Here is a 25,238-nt window from a genome sequence, read left to right as displayed (position 1 = left end):
CCGCTGCCCGGACGGGCTGTGCCCATTCCTACCAGGCGCGATACGGTCATCCCATGTCAATCGACCCGCGCGCCGCTCTGGATCGCTTCATCGCCGCGCTCGAAGCGCACTTCGAGCTCGCCAGCAGTGCGCAGGACCCCGAGTCCCCCGCCATCGACGACGCCGCCGCCACGGTGGAGGACGCGTTCTTCACCTACGACGACGCCCTCTACACCGCCTACCAGGTCGAGGTGCCCCTCGAGGCCTACGGCGACGACGACGACGATCTCGACGAGGACGACGACCTCGAGGACTTCAGCCTCGACGAGGAGGAGGAGTAGGCCTCACTCGGCGCTGACGTCGTCCAGCGCCCGGCGGATCGCGCCGGGCAGCTCGAGGTCGCTGCCCGCGAGCACGCCGCGCAGCTGCGTGGCCGTGCGGGCCCCGACGATCGCCGAGCTCACGCCCGGCGCGTCACGCACCCAGGCGAGGGCGACCTCCAACGGGGTGCGGCCGAGCCCGTCGGCCGCCGTCGCGACCGCCTCGACGACTCCGCGCGAGCGGTCGGTGAGGTAGGGCTCGACGAAGCCGCGCAGGTGGGGCGACGCCGCCCGGGAGTCCGCCGGGACGGTGCTGCGGTACTTGCCGGTGAGCACACCGCGGCCCAGCGGCGACCACGCGAGGACGCCCGCGCCCAGCGCCTGCGCGCCCGGCAGCACCTCGTGCTCGATGCTGCGCTCGAGCAGCGAGTACTCGACCTCGACGGCGGTCAGGCCGGTCGCGTCCGCGTCGAGGTTCGCCGCGGCGTACCCGAGGTACCAGGCCGGGTGGTTGGACAGGCCGGCGTACCGCGTACGCCCGGTCGCCACGGCGTGCCGCAGCGCCGAGAGCGTCTCCTCCGGCGGGACCTCGGGGTCGTGGGACTGGACGAGCCACAGGTCGAGGTGGTCGGTGCCGAGGGCGGCGAGCGACTCGTCGAGGGTGTCGAGGAGCGTGGCACGCGAGGCGTCCAGCCGGTGGCCGCTGGAGGTGCGGCGCACGCCCGCCTTGGAGCAGAGCACGACGTCGCGGCGGTCCACCTCGGCGAGGAGGCTGCCGAGCAGGGCCTCGGCCGCGCCGTCGCCGTAGGAGGCGGCCGTGTCGACGAGGGTGCCGCCGGCGTCGAGGAAGAGCGAGAGCTGCTCGGCCGCCTCGTGCTCGTCGGTGTCCCGCCCCCAGGTCATCGTGCCCAGCCCGAGTGACGACACGAGCAGCCCGCTGCGCCCGGCCCTGCGAAGTTCCATGGCGCTCACGCTACCGGCGGGCGCGCCACGTAAGGTGATCCCTCGTGACGTGGTGGGAAGCAATCGTGCTCGGCGTGGTCCAGGGACTCACGGAGTTCCTCCCGATCTCCTCCAGTGCGCACCTGCGCATCGTGGGGGACCTGCTGCCCGGTGGGGGTGACCCCGGGGCGGCCTTCACGGCGATCACCCAGCTCGGCACCGAGACGGCGGTGCTCATCTACTTCCGCAAGGACATCTGGCGCATCATCCGCGCCTGGTTCGGAGCCCTGCCGGTGGGGCCGTGGCGGGGCACGGTGCCGAAGGAGGACCCCGACGCCCGGATGGGCTGGTACATCATCATCGGCTCGGTGCCGATCGTCGTCTTCGGCCTGCTCTTCCAGGACGCGATCGAGACCTCGCTGCGCCACCTGTACATCACCGCCGCGATGCTCGCCGGCTTCGCGATCCTCCTCGGCGTCGCGGACCGCCTGGGCCGCAAGCGCAAGGAGCTGCGCGAGCTCACGCTGCGCGACGGCCTCCTCTTCGGCCTCGCCCAGTCCCTCGCCCTCGTCCCTGGCGTCTCGCGCTCCGGAGGGACGATCACCATGGGACTGCTGCTCGGATACACGCGTGAGGCGGCGGCGCGGTACTCCTTCCTCCTGGCGATCCCCGCCGTCTTCGGCTCGGGCTTCTACCAGCTGCTGGGCGCGGACCCCGCCCCGGACGCACCCGGCGCGGGGGCGACGGCGATCGCGACCGTCGTCGCCTTCGGTGTCGGCTTCCTCGTCATCATCGCCTTCCTCAAGATCGTCTCGACGTACTCCTACATGCCCTTCGTGATCTACCGGATCGTCCTGGCGGTGCTCGTCGTCGCGGGCGTGGCCGCCGGCGTCCTCGACCCGCTGGGGGCTGCGGCCGGCGCCGAGTAGGGGCTCGGACGGCGACGTGATCGAGCTCTCCCGCCCATAGTTGACGCATCAACTATGATGGGGGCATGACGAACACCGCGACGCCCTCCCTTCCCGGCACCAACACGCGTGCCGCCGCCAACCGCGACCTGCTCGCCGCCGACACCGAGATGGGGCCGGTCACCCTCCTCGTGGGTGACCTCGACCTGCTCACCCGCTACTACGTCGAGGGCCTGGCCCTGACGGTGCTGAGCGCCGAGGGCGACGAGACCGTGCTCGGCCGCGGCTCTCGCCCCCTCGTCGTGCTGCGCCACGACCCGAGCCTGCCGCGCGGCAGCCGGCGCGACGCCGGCCTGTTCCACACCGCGATCCTCTTCGAGGACGCCGCGGCCCTGGCCTCCGCCGTCGCCTCCCTCGCGCGCCTGGCGCCGCAGAGCTTCGTCGGGAGCTCGGACCACCTCGTGTCCGAGGCCTTCTACTTCACCGACCCCGAGGGCAACGGCATCGAGCTCTACCTCGACCGCCCCCGCGACACGTGGCGCTGGACCGACGGCCAGGTGGCGATGGACACGATCGGCCTGGACCCCAACGCCTACCTCGGCGAGCACCTCGACACGGGCCGCCTGGCCACGGCGACGACCGACCCCGCCGTCGTGGGGCACGTGCACCTCCAGGTGGGGGACACGACGACGGCGCGCCGGTTCTACGTCGACACCCTCGGCTTCGAGGCGACCTTCGAGATGCCGAGCGCGCTGTTCGTCTCCGCCGGCGGCTACCACCACCACATGGCGATGAACACGTGGAACAGCGCGGGCGCCGGCCCGCGCGTGCCCGCACTGGGGCTCGGCGTCGTCGACATCGTCGTGCCCGACGCCGAGGAGATCGGCGCCCTCACCGACCGGCTGCGCACCCGCGGGTGGGCGTTCCGTGACGACGGTCGCACCCTCGAGGTCGAGGACCCGTGGCGCAACCTCGTCCGAGTCGTGGCCGCCGCGCGCTGACGGTTAGGCTGCCCCTCGTGCACTCCTGGCCCGCCCCTGACCTTCCCCAGCTCCCCGGACGTGGCCACCAGGTCCACCTCACCGACTCCGGCAGCGGCGGGCTCGTCGCGACGGCCGCGGAAGGTCCCGCAAGCCTCTACGTCTGCGGGATCACCCCCTACGACTCCACCCACCTGGGGCACGCCAACACCTACCTCGCCTTCGACCTGCTCGTCCGCGCCTGGCGCGACTCCGGCCGCGAGGTGCAGTACGTCCAGAACGTCACCGATGTCGACGACCCCCTGCTCGAGCGGGCGACCCTCACCGGCGTCGACTGGCGCGACCTGGCCGCCGAGCAGACCGAGCTCTTCCGCGGGGACATGACGGCGCTGCGCGTCGTGCCCCCGGCGCACTACGTGGGGGCGGTCGAGACGATCCCGCTCGTCGTCGACGCCGTGGAGGAGCTGCTCGCGAGCGGCGCCGCCTACCGCGTGGAGGAGCCCGACGCCCAGGGCCACGGCGTCGGGGACGTCTACGCCGACACCGCCGCGGACCCGCACTTCGCCACCGAGAGCGGCCTGGGCGCGGCCGAGATGGCCGAGTTCTTCGCCGAGCGCGGCGGTGACCCCGACCGCGCCGGCAAGCGCCAGGCCCTCGACCCGCTGCTGTGGCGCACCGCCCGCCCGGGTGAGCCGCAGTGGGACGGCGGGAGCCTCGGGTCCGGGCGCCCCGGCTGGCACATCGAGTGCGCGAGCATCGTCCGGGAGTTCCTCGGCGTGCCCGTCGAGGTCCAGGCCGGCGGCAGCGACCTCGTCTTCCCGCACCACGCCTGCAGCGAGTCCCACCTGCGCATGCTCACCGGCCGCGACAGCGCCGTGGGCGTCCACGCGCACGGTGGCATGGTGGCCTACGACGGCGCCAAGATCAGCAAGTCGCTGGGCAACCTCGTGCTCGTCTCCCAGCTCGTCGCCTCGGGCGTCGACCCGATGGCCGTGCGCCTGGTCATGCTCTCCCACCACTACCGCGAGGACTGGGAGTACACCCCCGCCCAGCTCGAGACCGCCACTGAGCGCCTGGCGCTGTGGCGCCGCGCGATGACCGCCGAGCGCGGCTTCGACGCCACCGGCATGCTCGAGCAGGTCCGCACTGCCCTCGCAGGCGACCTCGACGCCCCCAGCGCCCTCCACGCCGTCGACGCGTGGGTGGCGGCCTCCGAGCACGACGACGGTGCCGCGCGGACCGAGCCCGAGCGCGGCCCCGTGCTCGCCGCCCGGACGGTTGACGCCCTCCTCGGCGTGGCCGTCCACCCCTGATCCCGTGCTCCCCGTCGCCGTCCTCCTCGTCGGGCTGGGCGGCGCGGTGCTCGCACGGCAGGTCCCCGCCGTCCAGGCACGGCTGAGCACGGCGGCGACGACGATCCTCGCGCTCCTCGGTGCGGCGCTGGCGGGTCTGCCGCTGGTCATCGCCGGAGGCGGGTGGTGGGTGCTCGTCCCGGCAGCGGCCGGCACGGCGGCCCTCGTCGCGCTCGGCGCCGTCGTCAACGAGCGGGTGCTCACGCGGCTGCGGGAACGCTCGGCCGAGGGGCCCACGGTGTCCGAGCGCGTGGAGGAGTGGGCCGAGGGGCACCACGTCGGGCCGCGCGGGACCAACCTGCTCGCCGTCGTCGTCGGGTCGTGGCGGCGGGCGGTGGACGTCCGGGTGACGGGGCTCGCGGCGGAGATGACCTACTACGGGCTCATCTCGCTCGTGCCGCTCCTCACCGCCCTCGGCGCGAGCCTCGGGTTCCTCGAGCGGCTGGTCGGGGCGGAGGCGGTGACGCGGATCGAGGAGTCCCTCGTCGACGCCGTGTCCACCGTCTTCGCCGAGCAGGTCGCCGCGGACGTGCTCGCCCCGCTCATCGAGGGCCTGCTCCGCGAGGAGCGCGCCGGCATCGCCGTCGGTAGCGTGCTCGTCGCGCTGTGGCTCGCGAGCCGGATGTTCCGGGCCGCGATCCGGGCGCTGGACGACGCCTACCGGGTACCGGAGCGGCGCGGCCTCGTCGGCCAGTACGCGCTGGGCATCGCCCTGGCGCTGGGTGCCGTCATCACCCTGCTCGTCATCCTCGCGCTCGTCGTCGTCGGTCCGTTGCTGGGCGACGGGCAGGAGATCGCCGACCAGCTCGGGCTCGGTGCCGTCTTCCAGGTGTCGTGGTCGGTGCTGCGGTGGCCGGCCCTTGCGGTGGTGACGACGACGTACCTCACCGTGCTCTACCGCTACGGGCCCAACGTCACGACGACGTGGCGCCGCTGCCTGCCCGGCGCGGCCGTCGGCACGGTGGGCCTTGTGCTCGTGTCGGTCGGCTTCAGCGCCTACCTGCGGGTGGCGGGGCCGGGCGCGCCGGGCGGCGAGAACGTCGAGGGCGCGGCGGTGACGGCGGCGGCCCAGACGATCGGGCTCGTGCTCGCCGGGGTGGTGTGGCTGTGGCTGAGCAGCATCGTCACGCTGACCGGCGGGGTGGTCAACGCCGAGCTGGCGGAGGTTCAGCGCACGGGCGGCGGGGGAGGGGTGCCCCCACCCTTGTCCCGGCGGCGCAGGTAGCGCTCGAACTCGCGGGCGATCGCCTCGCCGGTGGCCTCGGGCAGCTCGGCGGTGTCCTTGGCCTCCTCGAGCTGGCGCACGTACTCGGCCACCTCGGGGTCCTGCTCGGCCAGCTCGTCGACGCCCGCCTGCCAGGCGCGCGCCTCCTCGACGAGGTCGCCGAGGGGCAGGGGCTCACCGACGAGCTCCTCCAGGGCCCCGAGGAGGGCGAGCGTGGCCTTGGGGGAGGGCGGCTGGGCGACGTAGTGGGGCACCGCGGCCCACAGCGACATCGCGTGCATCCCGCGCTCCTGGGCGAGCTGGGCGAGGACGCTGACAATCCCGGCAGCCCCCTCGTACTCCGAGCTCTCCACCCCGAGGAGCGCCTGGACGCCGGGGTCGTCGCTCGTCACCTGGCACGGCACCGGCCGCGTGTGGGGGACGTCGGCGAGGAGCGCGCCGATGCTCACGACGCTGCCCACCTCCCACTCCTCGGCCACGTCGAGGATCTCCTCGCAGAAGTCGAGCCAGCGGAAGGACGGCTCGATGCCCTGGACGAGGACCACCGTGCGGCCGGCGACGGGCGTGCGCGCCACCGAGATCGTCGTCGTCGGCCACTTGAGCACGCGCACGCCGTCCTCGTCACGCACGCTCATCGGGCGGTTGACCTGGAAGTCGTGGAAGTCCTGCGGGTCCAGGTCGTGCACGTCGTGCGCGCCCCACGCCTCGGCGACCACCTGCAGCGTCTGGCTCGCGGAGGAGCCGGCGTCGTTCCAGCCCTCGAAGGCGGCGAGGAGGATGGCAGGGGTGCGCTCGGTGCCCTCGTCGGGTGCCGTGCTGGGGTCGGGCTGCTCGGTCATCCCCTCAGCCTATGCGCGCGGCGCCATGGAGGTGGTTCCGACCAAGTAGATGGCGGACTCGCCCTCGCCTCGGTAGGGCGCTAAGCAAGAGAGGAAGAACTCACACACGCAAATCTAGATAGCGCAACTCGGCATTCCTCCGGTACGCCAGGTGCAGCCTACCGGTGCTCTGACGGTGTCGGCCCCGACTTACCCCGTCCACCCTTCGTCAACTTGATTACATTTGGCCCCTCGCCGATATCGAACTTCACGTAATAGGGCTTGTTTCCTTGTCCGCCCTCGTGAGCGACCTCGACAAGTGACTGCCGGAGCTCAGCTTCGCTAATGCCCCACCGCTCGGCAGCGAAGTCTACGGCTACTTTCTGCATATCCTCGGGTACTTCGTTCCAGAGGGATGTCGAGTTGAGAGTACGTAGGAGACTGTGCACCCTGTCAGTGTCGACGCTTCGCCCGGGTCTTGGGCCCGCCTCGCTTTCGGAAGCCGACTCGCCATTGAGGAGAAAGTCGTCCAATTCGGAAGCTCTGGCTGGCACCCCTTCGGGGATGGCCGCCACGCTCTCCGCCTGCGGCGCGCGGACTGCGGACAGGCCTGTGCCGTTCCCAAACGACGGCGTCCATGCGAATCCCGTAATTCCCATCAGGGCAAAAAGGGCGACCGAAATTATCAGCGCCGACACGATTATGCTGTCAACAGGAGCGCTGACTGTGACGGCGCAATCGCCGCCCTCGACGCATTGCGGTGCGACCACGCGCGCGGTGCGAGGCCATACAACGTACCCCGCGGCTGCTAGTGCGACCAGCAGTGCGACGAGTCCTGAGACGATGCGCTGCCACGTGTAGAGTTCGTGGAGGGGGAGCGAGTCTTCATTGTCTGCGGCCACCCAGCCAGCCTATCTCGCGGAGCGCACGCTCCGAGGAGCTTTGCGCGGCTCTCGTCAACTGAGGTGCGCGCTGGGTCATCGAGCGTCCGCCACCGATGGCCGCCTGGCGCTCGGCTGCTACGGGCGCAGAGGCCGATCGCTCAGTTCCTGCGTCCGGGCGCGAAGTGTGTGGAGCTTCTGCTGGCCGAACTGATGAGCGAATCCCAGCGCTAATTCGGTCGCGGTCGCCAGTAGGTCGTCGTCCGACTTGGATGCCGGGACGGACGCGTCGATCTCCTCGAGTTCCAGCAAGGGATTATTCCCGTGTGTCAGCCCGTTCATGCTGTGGTCGCTGACATGCAGACTGGTCATCGCCTCAGGATTTCCCGGCTTCCACATCGTGACGCGTACGGCTGCACCATCGGTGATGCGGCGCGCCTGCATCCATGCCCGTGCCAGAAGTACACCCGCTCCGATTGTCCTCTCGGCTTGTAGCAAGCTTACCCTAACGCTATCGCCCGGTTGTCCATCGCGAGGCAGGGCCACAGGATTGGCTAGGAGCATTCTTCCATCGTAGTGAAGGTCGGCGAACTGGAGGGCTGAGTCGAAGGCGCTAGCCCCAGGCGGGTGGTACTGGAATGTCCAGCGTCTGAGGCCGCTCCGGCAGTCGTTCGCTATGGGATCCAAGAGTGACGGCAGGTCCGCGCTCTGTAGTGAGTTCTCTATGATGGACGTTTCGAAAATCACATCTCTCGCTATGCGCGAGTCGGGGTCCCCGATGGCGAGCGGCACGGATCCATAGGGTGCGACGGCGATCGCAATCCACCGCGTGTTCGTTTCGCCCAGTGGTGAGGTAGGTGATGCTCTGCGGGAGGATCTGGCGAGAAGGTTAGATAGTCGGGTGTTGAGGTCCCCCTGCCGTGCGAAACGCGCGAGGTACGCGCGTTCGATTTCCCGCTCCCGCATGATCTCGGTGCCTGAACCGTGCCGGAATGGTGCGGCGGGAGCGTTCCGGAGGTCTGACTTGTGCTCATAGAAATGGGGGGCGTTTGTGGAGTCTGGTACCTGGACGAGGAGGTACCCCTCCTGTTGGTTGCCCACATGAACCGCTTCGACTATTGGCCGAACCAGAGGTCGAACCCGCGTGGCAAGGATCTGATGTATGGATTGCTCGGGCTCGGGGGTGAGTTCGAAAGGAGCGGCGGCCAGATGCTTTTCGGCACCCTCCTCGCCTATCCCGAAGACGATGAGTCCGCCGCCGCTGTTGGCCATCGCGGCGACGTCCTTCGCGAGTTCGGCCCTGGCGTGCTCATCCGAGCGCAACTGGGCCTTGAAATCGAGGGCCTCGTCCTCTTCGAGGTCGGCGGCTACTGCCCGGGCGATGTCGTCCGCAGTAAGCGGCCTCGCATCAATGCCGAGCAACTCGTGGAGTCTGCTCCATGTAATCGGCATGTTTGAGAGCCTAGGACTAGTTGGTGGCTCCCGGGGTGGGTTCGTGGCGTTCAGTCTGCCGTTCGGGCTAGAAGTGGGAGTCGAGATGCCCTAGCGGTCCCACTCCGTCCGTAGCGCGACGCCGGGCTTTGAGTCGGCGGATGGCGTGAGGGTTGCACCCTTACGCGGCGCTGTCGCGGCGGGTGCTCGGGTCCTCACCGTGGCGCATGAGCGGAAGGTGCTCGACGGTGTGCGCGGCGCGCGTGAGCCCGCGGCCGGCCGTGCGCACCCCGGGGCCGAGGCGCTCCGGGCCCTTGCGGGCGCCGGCGTCGAGGAGGTCGCGCAACCGGTCGAGCACGGACAGCGGAACGGCCGCGACGACGCTCCCCGGGGGACGGCGCGCGACGACGGGGTGGGCGCGGGTCGGGAGACGCGCCGCACGACCTCCCACAGCACACCGGGCCGGCGCAGGTCGCGGGCGCTCACCGCCTGCTGCAGGCGGGGGAGGAGGACGTCCTCCTCGTCGCGGACGTCGTCGCGCAGGACGACGGTGACGCGGTCGAGGACCGCGCCGCGCTCGGGGTCGCCGTGGCCCATGCCCTCGAGACGAGTGACGAGCTCGTTGACCTCCTGGTGCTCCTGCTCGACCTCAAGGCTCAGCTCGTGACCGTCGGGCAGCACCCGGCGCAGGGTCGGCCACAGGACGGACTCCTCGGCGAAGGCGTGCGGGAACACGAGGCGGTAGATCCGCTGGATGACGGCGGCCTGCTCCTCCCCGCTCGTGCGGTGGAGGTCGTGGAGCAGGCGGTCGAGGGTGACGTGGTCCTTCTTCTGGCGGGTGAGGACGCTCACCCACCCGCCGAGCTCGGCCACGGTCTGGTCCGCGATGAAACGGGACATTGGTGCCTCTTCGCTGGTCCTGGCCTCACCGTACGCCCGCTCGGCCGTCTGCGAACCCCGGCAGGACACCGCACCCTCCCGGGTAGCCTGGACGCGTATTTGCCGTGCGACGCAGCGCCGACGACCGGTCGGACGTGGCGCCGTCGCTGACCGATGGAGACCTGCTTGACCCTCGCGAACTCAGCCACGTCCGCTCGCCCCTGGAAGGCGCTGCGGCTCCCCGCCGCCGTTCTGTGGGACATGGACGGGACCCTCGTGGACACCGAGCCGTACTGGATCGCCACCGAGACCGCGCTGGCGTCCGAGCACGGCGGCACGTGGACCCACGAGCAGGGGCTGGCGATGGTCGGCAAGCCAATCACTCACACGGCGGCCAAGCTGCGGGAGCTGGGTGTGCCCGGCACGGACGACGAGGTCGCGGAGGAGCTCGTCCGCCGCGTCACCCAGCACATCCGCACCGACGGGCCGCCGTGGCGGCCCGGTGCCCGGGAGGTCCTCACTGCTCTCGTCGAGGCCGGCGTGCCGTGCGCGCTCGTCACGATGTCCTACCGGTCGATGGCCGAGGCCGTCATCGAGACCCTGCCCGCCGGCACCTTCTCTGCCGTCGTCACCGGTGACGAGGTCACCCACAGCAAGCCCCACCCCGAGCCCTACCTGAAGGCGGCGGAGATGCTCGGCGTCGACATCCGCGAGTGCGTCGCCGTCGAGGACTCCGTGCCGGGCGTCGCCTCTGCGCAGGCCTCGGGCGCCGCGACGATCGCCGTACCGCTCATGGTCGAGATCGCGCCGACGTCCGGGCTCAGCATGCTGAGCACGCTCGAAGGCCTCACCCTGGACGAGATCGCGACCATCGCGGTCGGTGAGCCGCTCATCAGGTAGTTCCATTTCTTCGCGCGGTACTCCCTACTGAGTCCAGGAATAGTCCCCATCTGTCTACCTCCTACTTCCCGTAGGCGAGGAAGGTGGCACGAATTCGACAAGGGTCGGGATCTGCCCGCGGCATCGCGCGCACTCCGTCCACGCTGGCCTTCGCGCCATGGCTAACTGGGGCTTGAGGAGCGGCCCTGTGCCAAGGTGGTCCTATGGTGACCACAGTGCTTCCGCAGTGGCTGTGGGGCGGCGAGCCCCTTGAGTTCTTGAAGATTGCCGGACTGCGGGCACGAGACGGCGGACAAGGCCTCCGTATTCAAACGGAAGAGGCCTATCTACGCCGTCGTCGTGCTTCCCTAGTTAATGAGGCCGAGGTTATAGATTGGCGAGGTCGCAAGCAGGCGGGATTCCATTCCTTAGCCGATGTCGCTGACCCTAAGTTAGAAGAGCCCATCCTCCGTGAACTGATGGAAAGTGGCCTCGTGCCGGAGCGCGTGGAGCCGATTGACCTGCCAACGTTCCTGCAGCTTCTCCGGCTCGACCTCACGCTCGCCAGAGCGGATGGATTGCCGGCTGCGTGCGAGGCCGCGGTCGCTAACTTGCGCGATCCTGCCGTGAGCTCTGGCTATGTCGAAGCGATCCCGCATGCGGCCGTGCATACGATCAGTCGATCTAGGCGGCTCGTTCACCGTGTGAAACTCATATCAGTACTTGTCAGATTACGCCACGACGAGCGGCTCGCGGCTGGTGATGTAAGTGAAGCTCTAGCCGACCACGAGAGTGGTCGAAGAATTTTCTCTTCGTCCGGCGGCTTGGGCGACGGTGTCTATGGTATGGATGCATACATTGCGCCATTGATGGCTGCGATTAGTCCCGCCGTATGGGGGTTCACGGTCACCCGGATGCATGGCACGTTGATTGTATCTTTCGGGCAGCATCTCCCAGGAACGGCGCCTGTGCCCAATGAACTGCTCCGGATGCTCTCAAGCGTAGGGCCAGACGCGCCTACGGCACTCCGCCCGTTTGGATCGCCTGAAGTGCCAGCCGCCGCCATTTCCTGGTGGGCGGAGAGGTTGGACGCGCTATTTGCGGTGCTAACAGACCCCCAGGTGTTCGAGGGGCCCGGCGGGGAGTATGAGCCGATCGCTGCCTTGCAGAACCTACTAAGTGTGGAACAGGTTTTTCGAAGGGTGAACTCGATCCTCCTGGCCCATCATGACACGCATGCGCGCCGCCCAGCTTTCTTTACCGTGATGGATACGCTTACCACCCTGAATCGGTGGATTCTCTCGAAGATGGCGGACTATGACCACGCGCAAGCGGTATTAAGGAAACTCCAGTCGTCGATCCCGCAGGCAGCACAGGAACTCCTGCTCCCTGCAGCGCGGCGCGGGGTTGAAGCGCTTCGGAAGCTGCAAGATGGATTCTTCCTGCGCGAAGCTGACGGAAAAGTGCGGTTAAGGCAAGACGGCACCGCTATGGGTATCGTCCCAGCCACCGCAAAGTATGTGGATATGTTGCGCGACGCCACTCACGGGTTCACTACGGTCCGGGGAGGCGCGGCCCAGCGGAGCGAGGTTTCAAGGATGGTGGCGATTCACGACGGGGCAGTGCCGCACGATCTTGGGCTACTCGGGTGGCTGTACCTTCTCGACGTACTCGACAATCCAGAGCGGCTTCGCCGAATCTTGAGCGCAGATGTGAGGCGTTGACTGCCCGTCGACATCCGTGGTGGACCGGCTTGGAAGGTGTGCGTGTCGGTCAGGGTGTCAGGGCTGATGTCCGGTGCTCTATGGCGGGATCGCGCCACGATTCGGGCCCGGCATGCCGAAAAGGCTCGCCGGGCTGACACTGACGGACGTGCCACGTCGCGGCCGGAGAGCCGCGCGCCCGACAGTCCAGGGGGACCCATGACCGTTCCCGTCGTCACCCTCAACAGCGGCGTCCGCATCCCGCAGCTCGGCTTCGGCGTGTTCCAGGTGCCGGTCGAGGAGACCCAGCGCGCCGTCGAGACTGCCCTCGAGGCGGGCTACCGGCACATCGACACCGCGGCCGCGTACCGCAATGAGGAGGGCGTGGGCGCCGCGCTGCGTGCTGTCGGCCTGCCGCGCGAGGAGGTGTTCGTCACGACGAAGCTCAGCAACGACGACCACGGCCGGGGAGAGACCCTTGCCGCCTTCGCCGCCTCCAGCCGGGCGCTGCGCCTCGACGTCGTCGACCTCTACCTCGTCCACTGGCCGCTGCCGAGCAGGGACCGCTACGTCGAGGCCTGGAAGGTGCTGGAGAAGCTGCAGGCCGACGGCGCGGTACGGGCCATCGGCGTGTCGAACTTCCTGCCCGAGCACCTGGACCGCCTGCGTGCGGAGGCCGACGTCGTCCCGGCGGTCAACCAGGTCGAGGTGCACCCCGGCTTCCAGAACCGCGCCGTGAGCGAGGCGTCCGAGCGCGCCGGGATCGCCGTCGAGGCCTACTCGCCGCTCGGTCAGGGTGCGGCGCTGGACAAGGCGGAGGTCACCCGGACCGCCGCGGCGCTCGGTGTCACCCCGGCCCAGGTCGTCCTGCGGTGGCACGTGCAGCGCGGGCGCATCGTCATCCCCAAGTCGGTCACGCCCGAGCGGGTGCGCGAGAACATCGACCTCTTCGGGTTCGAGCTCGACGAGGACCAGCTCGCCGCCATCGACGCCCTCGACGCCGGTGAGCGCATCGGCGGGGACCCCGCGACCGTCAGCTGACCGGCGAGCGTGGAGGCGGCGCTACGCCGTCGCCACCCCCGTGGGAACCGCCCCGGCCGTGCGCCCGACGGCGGCGAGGAGCCGGTCCATGCCCTCCTGCGGCGGCTGCGGCGGCGTGCCGCCGAAGGAGGGGCACAGGTCGCGGAAGCTGCACCAGTCGCACAGCCGCGACACGCGCGGGCGGAAGTCCCCGGTCTGCGCGGCGCGGGTGATGGCGGCCCAGATCGACTCCACCTGGTCCTCCGTGGCGAGCAGCTCGTTCTCCGTGGGGTCGAGCGAAAGGACCTGACCGTCGGCCAGGTAGACGAGCTGGAGGCGGCGCGGCGGGGTGCCGGTGAGGCGCCACAGCATGAGGCCGTAGAAGCGCATCTGGAACAGGGCGTCCGCGGCGTACTGCGGCCGTGGGGAGCGGCCGGTCTTGTAGTCGACCACCCGCACGGCACCGTTCGGTGCGACGTCCATCCGGTCGACGAAGCCGCGCAGCATGATGCCCGAGCCCAGCTCGACCTCGAGCAGCTTCTCCCGCTCCGCCGGCTCCAGCCGCTGCGGGTTCTCCACCTGGAAGTACCGCTCGACGAGCTCGCGCGCGGACACGAGCCACGCCTGCAGCTCCTCCGGGGTCCCGAACATCTCCTCGACCTCGGGCCGCTCGGTGCGCAGCTCCTCCCACGCGGGGGCGAGCAGCCCGACGCCAGCGGCCGGGTCCCGGCGCGCGGCGGGCAGGTCGTAGAGCCGCTCGAGCACGCTGTGCACGAGGGTGCCCTTGACCGCGGCGGGACTCGGCGGCTCGGGAAGCCGGTCGACGAGACGGAAGCGGAACAGCAGCGGGCACTGCATGAAGTCCTTGGCGCGCGAGGGCGACAGGGCCACCGGGCGCAGCTCCGCCGGCTCCGCCGCGGGGGCGGCCTGGGCGGGGGACTCGGTGCTGCTCACTGCCATGCCGCCACTGTATGCCGGGGGTCCGACACGGCCGGGGAGGCCCGCGCACGCTGTGGGCAACGTCGCGCGGGGACATAAGGTGCAGGAATGGCACGGCTGGGTGAGCGCACCTCCTCGGGCTGGGTGATCGGGCACGTCAGGGGAGTCCCCGTCGTCTTCGCCCCGTCCTGGTTCGTCATGGCCGTGGTCCTCGGGGTCCTCGTGGCACCGACGATCACGCGGGTGGTGCCCGGCGCCGGGACCGCCGCCACCGTCCTGGCCGCGGCGAGCGTCCCGCTCATGCTGCTCATCGGCGTGCTTGCCCACGAGCTCGCCCACGGCATGGCGGGCCACGCCGTCGGGTCCCCGCCGCGCGAGTACGTCCTCACCCTGTGGGGCGGGCACACCCAGTTCACCTCCGACATGCGCAGCCCCGGCGCGTCCGCGCTCGTCTCCGTCGTCGGCCCCCTCGCCAACGCCGTCCTCGCGCTGCTCTCCTGGGGCGCGATCGGACTGGTCGACTCGCCGCTCGCCTCGGTCGTGTGGCAGATCGCCGCACTGAGCAACACCGTCGTCGCCGTCTTCAACCTGCTCCCCGGCTACCCGCTCGACGGCGGCCGCATCCTCGAGGCCGTCGTCTGGAAGGTGACGGGGGACCGGCTCACCGGGACGAGCGTCGCCGGGTGGGGCGGGCGCGTCGTCGCCGTCCTCGTCGTCGTCGTCGGGATCGGCAGGCCCCTCATGGTCGGCGTGCGCCCGACGATCTTCACCGTCCTGTGGGTGGCGCTGCTCGCCGGCTACCTGTGGACCGCCTCGAGCCAGGCCGTCAACCTCGCCCGCGCCCGCCGCAACGCCGCCCACATCGACCTGCGGCTCATCGCCGAGCCCGCCCTCGCGCTGCCCGCCTCCGCCCCCGTCGCGGCGGCCGACACGGTGGGGCAGCAGCGCGTCGTCCTCCTCGACGACGGCGGCCGGGTGAGCGGCCTCGTCGACCCCTCGGTCCTCGCCCAGGTCCCGTCGCACGCCCGTCCCACCACGCCGCTGTCCGCCGTCGCCTCGGTGCTGCCGGCCGAGAGCGTCGTCACCGAGCTCACGGGCGCCGACGGCGTGGGCGCGGCCGCCCGCGCCGCCCGCACGAGCCCCCTCGTCGTCCTCGTCGACGGGCCGGCCGGGGTCGTCGGGCTGCTGTCCATCGACCGCCTCGAGGAGGCACTGCGCCGCGCGTCGCGGTGAACCGGCCCGCGATGTCGGTGCCCGGTCCTACCCTCCCGTCATGAGGAGGTGGTGACAGTGCCGCACCCGCGGATGTACGACGACGACGATCCCTACCTGGCCCGCCTGCGCCCCCTCGCGCTCGGCTTCCCTGCCGCGACGGAGGTCGAGACCTTCGGGCGCCCCACCTTCCGGGCGCGCAAGATGTTCGCGATCTACGGCGGGGGCACGAAGGGGCCGCAGGACACACGGCGGCGCTACGACCACGGGCTCATCGTCCTCCCCGACGGGGAGGAGGAGCTCGCCGCGCTCCAGGAGGACCCGCGCGCCTTCGTCCCCGCGTACTACGGGCCTTTCGGCTGGGTGGGCCTCGACCTCGCCGCCGTCGCCCCGGAGGAGGTCGACTGGCAGGAGGTCGCCGAGCTCCTCGACGGCTCCTACCGGCAGGTGGCCGGCCCGCGTCTCGTGCGGCGCCTGGACGAGGACGGCGGACCGGCCGGGAGAGGGGGCGCCTGAGGTCTTCCCGCCGGCCCCGCGCGGTGCCACCCTGGAGACATGTGCCGCAACATCCGTCCCCTGCACAACTTCGCGCCGCCCGCGGCGGACGACGAGGTCCACGCCGCTGCGCTGCAGTACGTGCGCAAGGTCGCCGGCATGACCAAGCCCTCGCAGGCCAACGCCGAGGCTTTCGAGCACGCTGTCGAGCACGTCGCCGCCGCCACCCGCGAGCTGCTCGACTCGCTCGTCACCCACGCCCCGCCCAAGGACCGCGAGGTCGAGGCCGCCAAGGCGCGCGAGCGCAGCCGGCGCCGCTTCGCCGAGCAGCAGCCCGCCTGACGGCCGGGCGCGGGGCCGGACGGCGGGAGAAAGTAGGGCCCGTAGACTCGTCGACCGTGACTTCCGAACCCGCCACCGACCTCCCGCTCGGCCCCGCCCGCCGCCGCGGCCCTCTGATGATCGGGGAGCGGGTGCAGCTGACCGACCCGAAGGGGCGCCTGCACACCATCACCCTCGACCCGCAGGCCACCTTCCAGACGCACCGCGGCTACCTGCGACACGACGCGATCATCGGCGGCGACGAGGGCGTCGTCGCCGCCACCACCGGCGGGGTCGAGTACCTCGTGCTGCGCCCGCTGCTGGCCGACCACGTCCTGTCGATGCCGCGCGGCGCCGCCGTCATCTATCCCAAGGACGCCTCGCAGATCGTCGCGATGGCCGACATCTTCCCCGGCGCGCGAGTGGTCGAGGCGGGAGTCGGGTCCGGCGCGCTGAGCATGTCGCTGCTCCAGGCCGTCGGACCGCAGGGCCGGCTGCTCTCCGTGGAGCGCCGTGCAGACTTCGCCGAGATCGCGCGGTCCAACGCCCGTGCCTGGTTCGGCGAGGACCACCCCGCGTGGGAGGTCGTCGTGGGCGACCTGGCCGAGGTGCTGCCGACCGCCGTCGAACCCGGGTCCGTGGACCGCATCGTCCTCGACATGCTCGCCCCCTGGGAGAACCTCGCCGTCGCGGCCGACGCGCTCGCCCCCGGCGGCGTCCTCATCGCCTACGTCGCCTCGACCACCCAGCTCTCCCGCTTCGTCGAGGACGCCAAGGCCACCGAGCAGTTCACCGAGCCGCGCGCGTGGGAGACGCTCCTGCGCGGCTGGCACCTCGAGGGCCTGGCGGTGCGTCCGGACCACCGCATGGTCGGCCACACCGGCTTCCTCGTCACCACACGGCGCATGGCCCCGGGTGTCACGCCGCCGCTGCGCAAGCGTCGCCCCGCCAAGGGTGCCTACCCGGTGGAGGAGGACTGGGCCGAGGACCTCGGTGAGCGCACCGTCTCGGACAAGAAGCTGCGCCGCGTGCGCCGCGACCAGGACCGCGCCGAGCAGCTGCGCGCCACCGGACACGGCGGGGACGCCCCCCGGGCCGAGGACGACGGCCGGGACGAGGCCGAGCCGCCCACCCTCTGACCCGCGCCTGCGGTCCCCACGGTGGGTGACCTACCGTGGGGGCGGTGCCGAGCAGGGAAGGGGCCGACATGGCCGAGGCTGGGATGGACGACTTCCGCGCGAACCGCGTGCGCGAGCTGGAGCAGCAGGCGATCAGCCTGGCGACAAAGAACGAACGGCTCGCCACCGCGCTCCAGGGCGCCCGCGACCAGCTCGCCACCCTGCAGGAGCAGCTCGACGCCCTCTCCCGCCCGCCCGCCAGCATCGCCACCGTCCTGTCGGTCCACGTCGCCGAGCGCGAGCTCGAGGTGCTGTCCTCCGGACGCCGGCTGCGCGTGGCCGTCGCGCCGTCGCTGCCGCTGGGCACGCTGCGCGCCGGCCAGCACGTGCGCCTCAACGAGTCCCTCGTCGCCGTCCAGCCGGGCGGCTTCGAGGACACCGGCGAGCTCGTCGCCGTCAAGGAGGTCGTCGACGATGCCCGCGTGCTCGTCGTCGCCCGTTCCGACGACGAGCGCGTGCTGCGTCTGTCGGCGCCCCTCGCCGCTGCCGGCGTGCGGGTGGGGGACACCGTGCTGGCGGACCTGCGCAGCGGCTTCGCGCTCGAGCACGTCGAGCGCTCGGAGGTCGAGGACCTCCTCCTGGAGGAGACACCGGACGTCGACTACGGCGACATCGGCGGGCTCGGCACCCAGATCGAGCAGATCCGTGACGCCGTCGAGCTGCCGTTCCTCCACCCCGAGCTGTACCGCGAGCACGGCCTCAAGCCGCCCAAGGGCGTCCTGCTGTACGGCCCGCCCGGCTGCGGCAAGACCCTCATCGCCAAGGCGGTGGCCACCTCGCTGGCCACTGCCGCGGGCCAGGGTGACGGGCACCGTCCCGGCAGCTACTTCATCAACGTCAAGGGCCCCGAGCTCCTCAACAAGTACGTCGGGGAGACCGAGCGCCAGATCCGCGTCATCTTCGCGCGTGCCCGGGAGAAGGCGGCCCTCGGGCTGCCCGTCGTCGTCTTCTTCGACGAGATGGACTCCCTGTTCCGCACCCGCGGCACCGGCGTGTCCAGCGACGTCGAGACGACGATCGTGCCGCAGCTGCTCAGCGAGATCGACGGCGTGGAGAAGCTCGAGAACGTCGTCATCATCGGCGCCTCCAACCGCGAGGACATGATCGACCCGGCGATCCTGCGCCCCGGCCGACTCGACGTGAAGATCAAGATCGAGCGTCCCGACGCCGACGGTGCCCGCCAGATCCTCGCCAAGTACCTCACCCCCGACCTCCCCATCCACCCCGAGGAGGTCGAGCGCCACGGCGACGCCGCCGGCGCGGTGGCCGCGATGGGCGAGGCCGTCGTCGAGCGCCTCTACTCGACCACCCACGACAACCGCTTCCTCGAGGTCACCTACGCCAGCGGCGACAAGGAGGTCCTGTACTTCAAGGACTTCGCCTCCGGGGCGATGATGGCGAACATCGTCGACCGCGCGAAGAAGGCGGCGATCAAGGACCTCATCGCCACCGGCGAGCGCGGCCTGCGCACCGCGCACCTGCTCGCCGGGTACGCCGCCGAGATGCGCGAGAACGAGGACCTGCCCTCGACGACCAACCCCGACGACTGGGCCCGGGTGGCCGGCAAGAAGGGCGAGCGCATCGTCTTCATGCGCACCCTCGGCGGTTCGGGCGCGGCCGAGGGCGCCGAGCCGACGCGGGTCGTGGAGACCCGCGACTACCTGTGAGCGGAGCGGGCCGATGACCGTGCACCGGATGATGGGCATCGAGACCGAGTACGGGGTCCTGCAGCCCGGGCAGCCGATGGCCAACCCGATGGCGCTGTCGGCCGCCGTCGTCGTCGCCTACGCGCAGACGCTGGGCGAGGGCGCGACGGCGCGGTGGGACTACGAGGGGGAGGACCCGCTGGCCGACGCCCGCGGCTTCCGGCTCGACCGCGCCGCCGCGCACCCCGACCAGCTCACCGACTCCCCGGCCGAGCGGGCCGCGGCGCTGGGACGCTTCCACCGCCGTCGCCCGGGCGCGGACGAGCCGGCCTCCGCGGCGACGTCGCTCGTCCTGACCAACGGCGCGCGGCTGTACGTCGACCACGCCCACCCCGAGTACTCCAGCCCCGAGGTCACCGGCCCGCGCGACGCGGTGCGGTGGGACCGGGCGGGGGAGGAGGTCATGCGCCGCGCGGCCGCCGCGCTGGCCGCCGAGCCCGCCATGCCGGACGTGGCGCTGTACAAGAACAACGTCGACGGCAAGGGCCAGTCCTACGGGACCCACGAGAACTACCTCATGGACCGGGAGGTGCCCTTCGGGGACGTCGTCCGCTACCTCACGCCCTTCCTCGTCACCCGGCAGGTGTTCACGGGCGCCGGCCGGGTGGGCCTGGGGCAGCGCTCGGAGGTGCCGGGTTTCCAGCTGTCCCAGCGGGCCGACTACATCGAGAACGACGTCGGCCTCGAGACGACCTTCAACCGGCCCATCATCAACACCCGCGACGAGCCGCACGCCGACGCGTCACGCTACCGGCGGCTGCACGTCATCGTCGGGGACGCCAACCTCCTCGAGGTGGCGACCTGGCTCAAGCTCGCCACGACCTCCCTCGTGCTGTGGCTGCTCGAGCAGGACGCGGTGCCGCTGGCCCTGGACGCGATGGCACTGGACGACGCCGTGGCCGAGACGCGGCTTGTCAGCCACGACACGACGCTCACCCACCGGCTGACCCTCGCGGACGGGCGGCAGATGACGGCGCTGGAGATCCAGCGGGTCTACCTCGACGTCATCCGCGACGCCCTCGGCGAGGACGTCGACGGCGAGACGCGCGACGTCCTGGACCGCTGGGAGTCCCTGCTCACCCGGCTGGGCGAGGACCCGATGTCCTGCGCCGCCGAGGTGGAGTGGGTGGCCAAGATCCGACTGCTCGAGGGCATGCGCCGGCGCGACGGCATCGGCTGGGACGACCCGCGGCTGGCCGCGCTCGACCTCCAGTGGTCCGACGTGCGCCCCGAGCGCAGCATCTACCAGCGCCTCGCCGCGTCCGGCGCCGTCGAGCTCGTCGTCAGCCCGGAGGAGGTCGCCGAGGCGGTGCACGCCGCGCCCACCGACACGCGGGCGTGGTTCCGCGGGGAGACGATCCGTCGCTACGGCGCCGGCGTGGCCGCTGCCGGGTGGGAGTCGGTGGTCCTCGACGTCCCCGGCGAGGAGCACCTCGTGCGCCTGCCCATGGCCGAGCCCGCGCGTGGGAGCCGCGAGCACGTGGGGGAGGCGCTGGACGCCAGCGCCGACGTCACCACGCTTCTCGAGGAGCTGCGCCGCCGCCACGGCTGAACGCTCTCACGCATGCTCCTGGCGTGGCTCAGCGTTCGTGGGTGAGGGCGAAGAGGATGTGCGTGCCACCGTCCGCGGCGCCGGGCTCGGAGCACGCGTCGACCTCGTGTCGCAGGAAGCGCGACCACCGGTCCGGGTCGGCTTCCACGGGGCCCAGCACGTCGTCGTTGCCCAACGACGCCCAGTTGCTCGCACTCATGGCGAGGAGCCTGCCGCCCGCTGCGACGGCGAGCCGGTCGATGTCCCGGGCTCGGAACATCTGGCAGACGTGGTCGGCGCCCGGAACGTGCCTGAGGTCGCCCGTGCGAAGGACCGCGTCGTTGACGTCCTCGCCGACGGCAGCGGCCAGCTGCACGACCCCGGGAAGCTGGTGGCGCCAGGTGCCGAGCATCGACATGACGGAGGCGACGACGGTGCCACCCGGCCTGGTGATCCGGAGCAGGCCACGCAGGGCCGCCTCGGTGTCCTCGAACGCGTAGGAGAGCGGGCCACCGAACGCGAGGACGACGTCGAACTCACCGTCGGCGTACCTGCTGGTGTCGCAGACGTCGAGGAGCTCGCGGCGTTGCACCGCCGACTCCGACCGCGTCCCGGCGAGGTGCGCGCGGTTGAGCTCGAGCTGCACGGGAGAGATGTCGGTGACGACCACCGAGCAGCCGTGGTCGGCGAGCTCCGTGGTGAACCGGCCGGGCCCGGCGCCGATCTCGAGGACCCGTTGCCCGTGGGTGACGAAGCGTGCCAGGAAACGGCGGTGCACCTCGACGCTGACCCGCCCCGCGATGTCGACCGACAGACGGTCGTGCTCGCCGTCCGCGAACCGGTCGTAGTAGTCACGGACGCGAGCTCGGTCTCGGGCAGTCACATCGATGATCATCCCGGCTTCGCCGAGTCCTGCTGTCTCACGACACGCCTGCTTGTCGGCGTGGACACGAGCTCGAGCACGCCGCGCCAGGTGACCGTCGGCTTGTATAGGCTGGCACCCTCCGACCAGCGTCGTGGGAGTTGCCTTGCCCGAGTCTGCCCGCAAGCGGCGCGTGACGCTGCGCCGGTTCCGTCCCGGTCTGCTCGCGGCGTCCCGGTTTCTGCCCCGGCCGGTGCGCCCGCTGCTGGTGTGGGTGGCCCGGCTGACGACCGCCTCGGTCGTCGCCTATCTGCTGACGGTGTGGCTCATCGAGGGTCCTGTCGACCTGACGGGTGCGCTCACCGCTCTCCTGGTGGTGCAGGCGTCTGCGGCGGCGAGTCTGCAGATGGGCGTGGTCCGGGTGGGGGCCGTCCTGACCGGTGTGCTGATCGCGGTCACGCTGACCTCGTGGGTGGGCCTGAGCTGGTGGACCCTTGGCGCGGCGGTCGCCCTGGCGCTGCTGCTGGCTGCGGTCCTGCGTCTCGGCGACCAGAGACTCGAGACAGCGATCAGCGCGATGCTCATCCTGGGCACGGGCGGACAGGAGATCGCGGCGGAGACCCGCGTGCTCACGACCCTCATCGGTGCGGGCGTGGGGATGACGTTCAACGTGCTCCTGCCGCCGCCGGTTCCCGTCCGGGCCGCGGTGACCGACGTGCGCAACGTCGCGGGCAGGCAGGCTGCCTGCCTGCGGGCAGCGGCCTCGTCGATGACCCAGAGCCCGGTCACCAAGGGCGCGGTGGGAGCTTGGCTTGACGAGGCACGCGTCATCGCTCAGACCGTGGAGCGCACGGAGGCAGCGATCAACGCGGTCACCGACCTGCGCCGGCTCAACCCCCGGGCGATCGGCGCCCCTGAGGTGGAACCGGTCCTGCGGGCGGGCCTGAGCTCCCTCGATCGCTCCTTGCTCGCGATCCGTGCCCTCTTCGCGACCATGTTCACCGAGGCTCCCGAGCATGAGACGCCCGACGACGGCTATGGCGAGCAGGTCCGCCCCGCGTTCGCTGTCCTGCTCGGTCACGTCGCGGACTGCCTCGACGCCTTCGGCGCGCTCATCGAGGCCGAGGCCGAGAACTCGGAGGCAGAGGTCGAGCGGCAGCTGGCCGAGACGCTGGGCGTCGCGGGCGAGGCGCGGGCGGTCCTCACCGAGCTGCTCCTGGTCGACCCGCGTGAGGAGACCGACCTCTGGCTGCTGCGCGGCTCGATCCTCTCTGCGGTCGACCAGGTGCTGGACCCGATGAGGCTGGAGGACCGTGCCCGGCTCCGGATGCAGCGTCAGTCGCGCAAGGCACGCGCATCCCGCCCAGGCAGTGTGCTCACCCGCGACATCCTCATGGCGCAGTCGGCCGACCGCCTTCGCTCGCTCGCCGCCCGCCCTGCCCACGTCTCGCGAACCGCCCGCCTCGCCCTGCGGCGAGGCACGGACCGACGCCCGGGGCGGCGTCGGGAGTAGAGCTGCCGACGCGCCACCGCGACGGTATCGGCGGGGACGACCCGAGAGTGGCCGTGCTCGGCCTCGAGCGGTCCGCCGTGCGCCCCGAGCGCAGCATCGACCAGCGTCCGGTGGAGCCCGGACGTCGCCACGCTGCTCGAGGAGCTGCGCGGCCGCCACGGCCGAATGCCCCGCTCACGGCGAGGGGATCAGTCCGCGTCCGGCCACGGCCATCGCAGGCCGAGGAGGCGTGCGCCGACGGCGTCGTTGACCCGCGTGGGCAGGGCCGCGTTCATGGGCGCCGACGTCGGGCTGGACGGTGCGGGTCTGGAGCGCGCCCACGAGCTTGAGCATGCCGCTGATGTGCTGGGCGTACAGCTCGCGGTAGGCGCCCGTCATGCCGTCCTCCATGGCGGCGAGCATCGACTGGATCTCGCGCCACGGGCCGTGTCGGTCGGGCCCGCTTCGACGACGGACACAGCGATGTGCCAGGGCCGGAGCTCGACCCTGAGCACGTCCGCCAGTGCCTCGAGGGTGGCCGTGGACGCGCAGGAGGCGGAGGCGCCCTCCTCGTCACCGGGGCCCGGGCGCCCGTCGAGGAGATGAAGACGATCCGGCCGCCGGCGGCGCGAATCCCGGGGGAGCGCCGCCCGGGTGACAGCCACCGCGCGGCTGCCGAAGCGCTGTGACGGAGTCCCGCGGACGGATCCTGCGGTGGACCGTAGCGCTACACCTGTTGCGTACCTCACAACCCTCTGGGTAGGGTCCCAGAGAACGATGCAACGCCGCTGGGTGCGGAATCGGGGCCTTACCCTGCGACGTGAGAGCCGTGAAGCAATCCGAGGCGGGCAGGTTCCAAGGATGAGGCAGGCGATCGTCACCCTGTATGTCGTCGCTACCGGGGCGGCACTTACCGTGGCCCTGAGCGGGCCAGGGGAGGGACTGCTTCTGGCCGCACTGGTTGTGGTTGCCGCAGTGGTCCTTGCGGTGCTTCCACTGATGGTCTGGCTCAGCGATCGACGGCGGCGCGCAGCAGTCTCGCCGACTCGCCTGGTTGGTACCTATGCAGCGTCGGGGATTGCCACGATGGTGTCAGTTTTCATCTTCGATGGCTCCCTTGTCCCCACAGCACTAGTCATGGGTGCGGTGGGGGCGCTCTTGATGTGGACGTTAGGCGACTTGCTAGAAGCAGACGAAGATCGGGTGGCCCGGAGCCGGAGTGAAGCCTCGGCATAAGGTCGAGTCTGCCACCATAGTTGCCGTAAGGGCGGGCACCGTCGGTGCCGTACGGCGCTGTCGCCGATCAGCACGTGACCTAGCGCCGACAGCACCGTGACGAAGCGTCCCGTAAGCCAATCGCCCGATGACGCATCGCCTTATGCCGCTCCTTGGCAGTAGTGCCGGAGAAGAGCTCCCCGGTGGGTCGTTTCCTCGATCCCTGTGAATCCCTCCTCGCCATACGGGTCGATATGGAGGTTGGTGGATTCGCCGAACTCGGTGATGTACTGCCGGACGAGGTCGTCCTCACCGCTCACTGTGGTCCACACCTGGGCGTCGGAGGTGGTGGATCGGTAGGTGACCTCAAAGGTGAGCTCCTCGGGGGTGCCCTCGCGGAAGGTGACAGATCCAGTAGTACCTTCTGGGCCGCTGACACGCTCCACCTCAACCGTGTCCTGTTCCTCGCTGGCCGCATCGCCCGCGTCTGCGCGATAGGAGAGCACGCACTCGACGGTCGTCGGTATTCGGTCATCCTCTGCATCACTGCTTGAGGTGCATCCCGAGAGCACGATCAAACCCAGCAGGATTGCGCTGTGTCGTCGTTACCACATCATGACCCAGAGTTGAGTCCCCGATAGTGGTGTAGCGCGGTCGTCGAGCTCGTCGTCGTTGTAGACGTAGACGCGGCCACCGCGTGATCCTTCGAGTGAACCTCTCACAGCACCCTCGAACGGAGTCATCACGATGACCGCTCCTCACATTGTCGACCCTGCCGGCCTGCTCGGTGAAGCCCTGGCCGAGGCCAGCCCCGATCTGATGCGCTCACTGCTGCAGACCGTGATCAACGCGCTGCTCTCTGCCGATGCCGACGCGGTCGTGGGCGCCGAGTACGGGCGCCAGACCCCGAGCCGTGTCGCCCAGCGCAACGGCTACCGCCACCGCGACCTGGACACCCGCGTCGGGACCA

The 25,238-nt window shown here is 70.8% G+C and carries 25 protein-coding genes; 16 read left to right on the top strand and 9 right to left on the bottom strand.

What is annotated here, in order from left to right; all coding sequences use genetic code 11:
* The first annotated feature begins 53 nt into the window (after window positions 1-53).
* Window positions 54-320, top strand: coding sequence for a DNA primase (locus DSZ44_RS12720; protein WP_110853011.1), 267 nt, complete (start codon window positions 54-56; stop codon window positions 318-320).
* Window positions 321-323: 3 nt separating this feature from the next.
* Here DSZ44_RS12720 and DSZ44_RS12715 read toward each other — a convergent pair whose 3' ends face one another.
* A complete protein-coding gene (locus tag DSZ44_RS12715) occupies window positions 324-1,262 on the bottom strand; it encodes an aldo/keto reductase (protein ID WP_110853010.1) in 939 nt (312 codons plus the stop codon).
* A 44-nt stretch (window positions 1,263-1,306) separates the two neighbouring features.
* Here DSZ44_RS12715 and DSZ44_RS12710 point away from each other — a divergent pair, with 44 nt between their 5' ends.
* From DSZ44_RS12710 to DSZ44_RS12695, 4 genes are all read left to right on the top strand, one after another.
* On the top strand, window positions 1,307-2,170 hold the full coding sequence (locus DSZ44_RS12710) for an undecaprenyl-diphosphate phosphatase (RefSeq protein WP_110853009.1): 864 nt from the start codon (window positions 1,307-1,309) through the stop codon (window positions 2,168-2,170).
* 65 nt (window positions 2,171-2,235) lie between these two features.
* Entirely contained in the window at window positions 2,236-3,150 is a 915-nt protein-coding gene (locus tag DSZ44_RS12705) for a VOC family protein (protein ID WP_258369480.1), read from the top strand.
* A 17-nt stretch (window positions 3,151-3,167) separates the two neighbouring features.
* The gene (gene mshC, locus DSZ44_RS12700; protein WP_110853008.1) at window positions 3,168-4,442 is read left to right on the top strand and encodes a cysteine--1-D-myo-inosityl 2-amino-2-deoxy-alpha-D-glucopyranoside ligase; all 1,275 of its coding nucleotides are present in this window, start codon (window positions 3,168-3,170) and stop codon (window positions 4,440-4,442) included.
* Between the two features lie 4 nt (window positions 4,443-4,446).
* Complete coding sequence (locus DSZ44_RS12695) at window positions 4,447-5,706, top strand: YihY/virulence factor BrkB family protein (protein WP_110853007.1); 1,260 nt, start codon at window positions 4,447-4,449, stop codon at window positions 5,704-5,706.
* Here DSZ44_RS12695 and DSZ44_RS12690 read toward each other — a convergent pair.
* The 4 genes from DSZ44_RS12690 to DSZ44_RS12680 form a co-directional block, all read right to left on the bottom strand.
* Window positions 5,649-6,545, bottom strand: a complete 897-nt coding sequence (locus DSZ44_RS12690; RefSeq protein WP_110853006.1) for a PAC2 family protein — start codon at window positions 6,543-6,545, stop codon at window positions 5,649-5,651. The genes DSZ44_RS12695 and DSZ44_RS12690 overlap by 58 nt on opposite strands.
* Before the next feature lie 158 nt (window positions 6,546-6,703).
* Complete coding sequence (locus DSZ44_RS18100) at window positions 6,704-7,426, bottom strand: hypothetical protein (protein WP_146237546.1); 723 nt, start codon at window positions 7,424-7,426, stop codon at window positions 6,704-6,706.
* 117 nt (window positions 7,427-7,543) lie between these two features.
* Complete coding sequence (locus DSZ44_RS12685) at window positions 7,544-8,857, bottom strand: AlbA family DNA-binding domain-containing protein (RefSeq protein WP_110853005.1); 1,314 nt, start codon at window positions 8,855-8,857, stop codon at window positions 7,544-7,546.
* A gap of 90 nt (window positions 8,858-8,947) precedes the next feature.
* The gene (locus tag DSZ44_RS12680; RefSeq protein WP_220035190.1) at window positions 8,948-9,736 is read right to left on the bottom strand and encodes a hemerythrin domain-containing protein; all 789 of its coding nucleotides are present in this window, start codon (window positions 9,734-9,736) and stop codon (window positions 8,948-8,950) included.
* A gap of 165 nt (window positions 9,737-9,901) precedes the next feature.
* Between DSZ44_RS12680 and DSZ44_RS12675 the strand changes: the two genes are divergently transcribed.
* From DSZ44_RS12675 to DSZ44_RS12660, 3 genes are all read left to right on the top strand, one after another.
* Window positions 9,902-10,615 (top strand): HAD family hydrolase, encoded by a 714-nt coding sequence (locus DSZ44_RS12675; protein WP_258369479.1) that lies wholly within the window; start codon window positions 9,902-9,904, stop codon window positions 10,613-10,615.
* Window positions 10,616-10,818: 203 nt separating this feature from the next.
* Entirely contained in the window at window positions 10,819-12,318 is a 1,500-nt protein-coding gene (locus DSZ44_RS18095; RefSeq protein ID WP_146237545.1) for a hypothetical protein, read from the top strand.
* A 198-nt stretch (window positions 12,319-12,516) separates the two neighbouring features.
* Entirely contained in the window at window positions 12,517-13,338 is an 822-nt protein-coding gene (locus DSZ44_RS12660) for an aldo/keto reductase (protein WP_110853001.1), read from the top strand.
* 21 nt (window positions 13,339-13,359) lie between these two features.
* On the opposite strand, the gene DSZ44_RS12655 is transcribed toward DSZ44_RS12660, so the two are convergent.
* Window positions 13,360-14,277 carry a RecB family exonuclease gene (locus DSZ44_RS12655; RefSeq protein ID WP_110853000.1) on the bottom strand — a complete coding sequence of 306 codons (918 nt, stop codon included), beginning with the start codon at window positions 14,275-14,277 and terminating at the stop codon, window positions 13,360-13,362.
* An 87-nt stretch (window positions 14,278-14,364) separates the two neighbouring features.
* On the opposite strand from DSZ44_RS12655, the gene DSZ44_RS12650 reads away from it, so the two are divergent.
* The 6 genes from DSZ44_RS12650 to dop all read left to right on the top strand — a co-directional run bounded on the left by DSZ44_RS12650 (window position 14,365) and on the right by dop (window position 20,720).
* Complete coding sequence (locus DSZ44_RS12650) at window positions 14,365-15,489, top strand: site-2 protease family protein (RefSeq protein WP_110852999.1); 1,125 nt, start codon at window positions 14,365-14,367, stop codon at window positions 15,487-15,489.
* A 57-nt stretch (window positions 15,490-15,546) separates the two neighbouring features.
* Complete coding sequence (locus DSZ44_RS12645) at window positions 15,547-15,984, top strand: MmcQ/YjbR family DNA-binding protein (RefSeq protein ID WP_110852998.1); 438 nt, start codon at window positions 15,547-15,549, stop codon at window positions 15,982-15,984.
* Between the two features lie 39 nt (window positions 15,985-16,023).
* Window positions 16,024-16,305, top strand: a complete 282-nt coding sequence (locus tag DSZ44_RS12640) for a DUF2277 domain-containing protein (protein WP_110852997.1) — start codon at window positions 16,024-16,026, stop codon at window positions 16,303-16,305.
* A 116-nt stretch (window positions 16,306-16,421) separates the two neighbouring features.
* Window positions 16,422-17,423 carry a tRNA (adenine-N1)-methyltransferase gene (locus DSZ44_RS12635; protein WP_110853090.1) on the top strand — a complete coding sequence of 334 codons (1,002 nt, stop codon included), beginning with the start codon at window positions 16,422-16,424 and terminating at the stop codon, window positions 17,421-17,423.
* A gap of 68 nt (window positions 17,424-17,491) precedes the next feature.
* Window positions 17,492-19,129, top strand: coding sequence for a proteasome ATPase (gene arc / locus DSZ44_RS12630; RefSeq protein ID WP_110852996.1), 1,638 nt, complete (start codon window positions 17,492-17,494; stop codon window positions 19,127-19,129).
* A gap of 13 nt (window positions 19,130-19,142) precedes the next feature.
* Complete coding sequence (dop, locus tag DSZ44_RS12625; RefSeq protein ID WP_110852995.1) at window positions 19,143-20,720, top strand: depupylase/deamidase Dop; 1,578 nt, start codon at window positions 19,143-19,145, stop codon at window positions 20,718-20,720.
* Between the two features lie 28 nt (window positions 20,721-20,748).
* Here the strand turns inward: dop and DSZ44_RS12620 are convergent, their stop codons facing one another.
* Window positions 20,749-21,582, bottom strand: coding sequence for a class I SAM-dependent methyltransferase (locus tag DSZ44_RS12620; RefSeq protein ID WP_110853089.1), 834 nt, complete (start codon window positions 21,580-21,582; stop codon window positions 20,749-20,751).
* A gap of 145 nt (window positions 21,583-21,727) precedes the next feature.
* Here DSZ44_RS12620 and DSZ44_RS12615 point away from each other — a divergent pair, with 145 nt between their 5' ends.
* A complete protein-coding gene (locus DSZ44_RS12615; protein WP_258369477.1) occupies window positions 21,728-23,074 on the top strand; it encodes an FUSC family protein in 1,347 nt (448 codons plus the stop codon).
* Between the two features lie 174 nt (window positions 23,075-23,248).
* Here DSZ44_RS12615 and DSZ44_RS18090 read toward each other — a convergent pair whose 3' ends face one another.
* Together DSZ44_RS18090 and DSZ44_RS12605 are read right to left on the bottom strand one after the other, a co-directional pair.
* Window positions 23,249-23,476: a hypothetical protein gene (locus DSZ44_RS18090; protein WP_146237544.1), complete on the bottom strand. Its 228-nt coding sequence runs from the start codon at window positions 23,474-23,476 to the stop codon at window positions 23,249-23,251.
* A gap of 953 nt (window positions 23,477-24,429) precedes the next feature.
* A complete protein-coding gene (locus DSZ44_RS12605; protein ID WP_146237543.1) occupies window positions 24,430-24,846 on the bottom strand; it encodes a hypothetical protein in 417 nt (138 codons plus the stop codon).
* A 169-nt stretch (window positions 24,847-25,015) separates the two neighbouring features.
* Here DSZ44_RS12605 and DSZ44_RS12600 point away from each other — a divergent pair.
* The coding region (locus DSZ44_RS12600) for a transposase (protein ID WP_181424633.1) at window positions 25,016-25,238 on the top strand (223 nt) is incomplete at its 3' end.

The organism is Georgenia satyanarayanai, from assembly GCF_900116375.1.
GTDB classification, from domain to species: domain Bacteria; phylum Actinomycetota; class Actinomycetes; order Actinomycetales; family Actinomycetaceae; genus Oceanitalea; species Oceanitalea nanhaiensis.
The sequence above is the reverse complement of the archived record's forward strand: the minus strand, read 5'-3'. Positions and strand labels throughout refer to the sequence as shown.

What these genes read in the sequence shown, in the direction of transcription:
- dop (WP_110852995.1), top strand. Translation starts at nt 19,143, where the DNA reads ATGACCGTGCACCGGATGATGGGCATCGAGACCGAGTACGGGGTCCTG.
- DSZ44_RS12650 (WP_110852999.1), top strand. Translation starts at nt 14,365, where the DNA reads ATGGCACGGCTGGGTGAGCGCACCTCCTCGGGCTGGGTGATCGGGCAC.
- DSZ44_RS18090 (WP_146237544.1), bottom strand. Translation starts at nt 23,476, where the DNA reads ATGCTCGCCGCCATGGAGGACGGCATGACGGGCGCCTACCGCGAGCTG.
- DSZ44_RS12680 (WP_220035190.1), bottom strand. Translation starts at nt 9,736, where the DNA reads ATGTCCCGTTTCATCGCGGACCAGACCGTGGCCGAGCTCGGCGGGTGG.
- DSZ44_RS12635 (WP_110853090.1), top strand. Translation starts at nt 16,422, where the DNA reads ATGATCGGGGAGCGGGTGCAGCTGACCGACCCGAAGGGGCGCCTGCAC.
- DSZ44_RS12640 (WP_110852997.1), top strand. Translation starts at nt 16,024, where the DNA reads ATGTGCCGCAACATCCGTCCCCTGCACAACTTCGCGCCGCCCGCGGCG.
- DSZ44_RS12715 (WP_110853010.1), bottom strand. Translation starts at nt 1,262, where the DNA reads ATGGAACTTCGCAGGGCCGGGCGCAGCGGGCTGCTCGTGTCGTCACTC.
- DSZ44_RS18095 (WP_146237545.1), top strand. Translation starts at nt 10,819, where the DNA reads ATGGTGACCACAGTGCTTCCGCAGTGGCTGTGGGGCGGCGAGCCCCTT.
- DSZ44_RS12720 (WP_110853011.1), top strand. Translation starts at nt 54, where the DNA reads ATGTCAATCGACCCGCGCGCCGCTCTGGATCGCTTCATCGCCGCGCTC.
- DSZ44_RS12655 (WP_110853000.1), bottom strand. Translation starts at nt 14,277, where the DNA reads ATGGCAGTGAGCAGCACCGAGTCCCCCGCCCAGGCCGCCCCCGCGGCG.
- DSZ44_RS12705 (WP_258369480.1), top strand. Translation starts at nt 2,236, where the DNA reads ATGACGAACACCGCGACGCCCTCCCTTCCCGGCACCAACACGCGTGCC.
- arc (WP_110852996.1), top strand. Translation starts at nt 17,492, where the DNA reads ATGGCCGAGGCTGGGATGGACGACTTCCGCGCGAACCGCGTGCGCGAG.
- DSZ44_RS12660 (WP_110853001.1), top strand. Translation starts at nt 12,517, where the DNA reads ATGACCGTTCCCGTCGTCACCCTCAACAGCGGCGTCCGCATCCCGCAG.
- DSZ44_RS12690 (WP_110853006.1), bottom strand. Translation starts at nt 6,545, where the DNA reads ATGACCGAGCAGCCCGACCCCAGCACGGCACCCGACGAGGGCACCGAG.
- DSZ44_RS12685 (WP_110853005.1), bottom strand. Translation starts at nt 8,857, where the DNA reads ATGCCGATTACATGGAGCAGACTCCACGAGTTGCTCGGCATTGATGCG.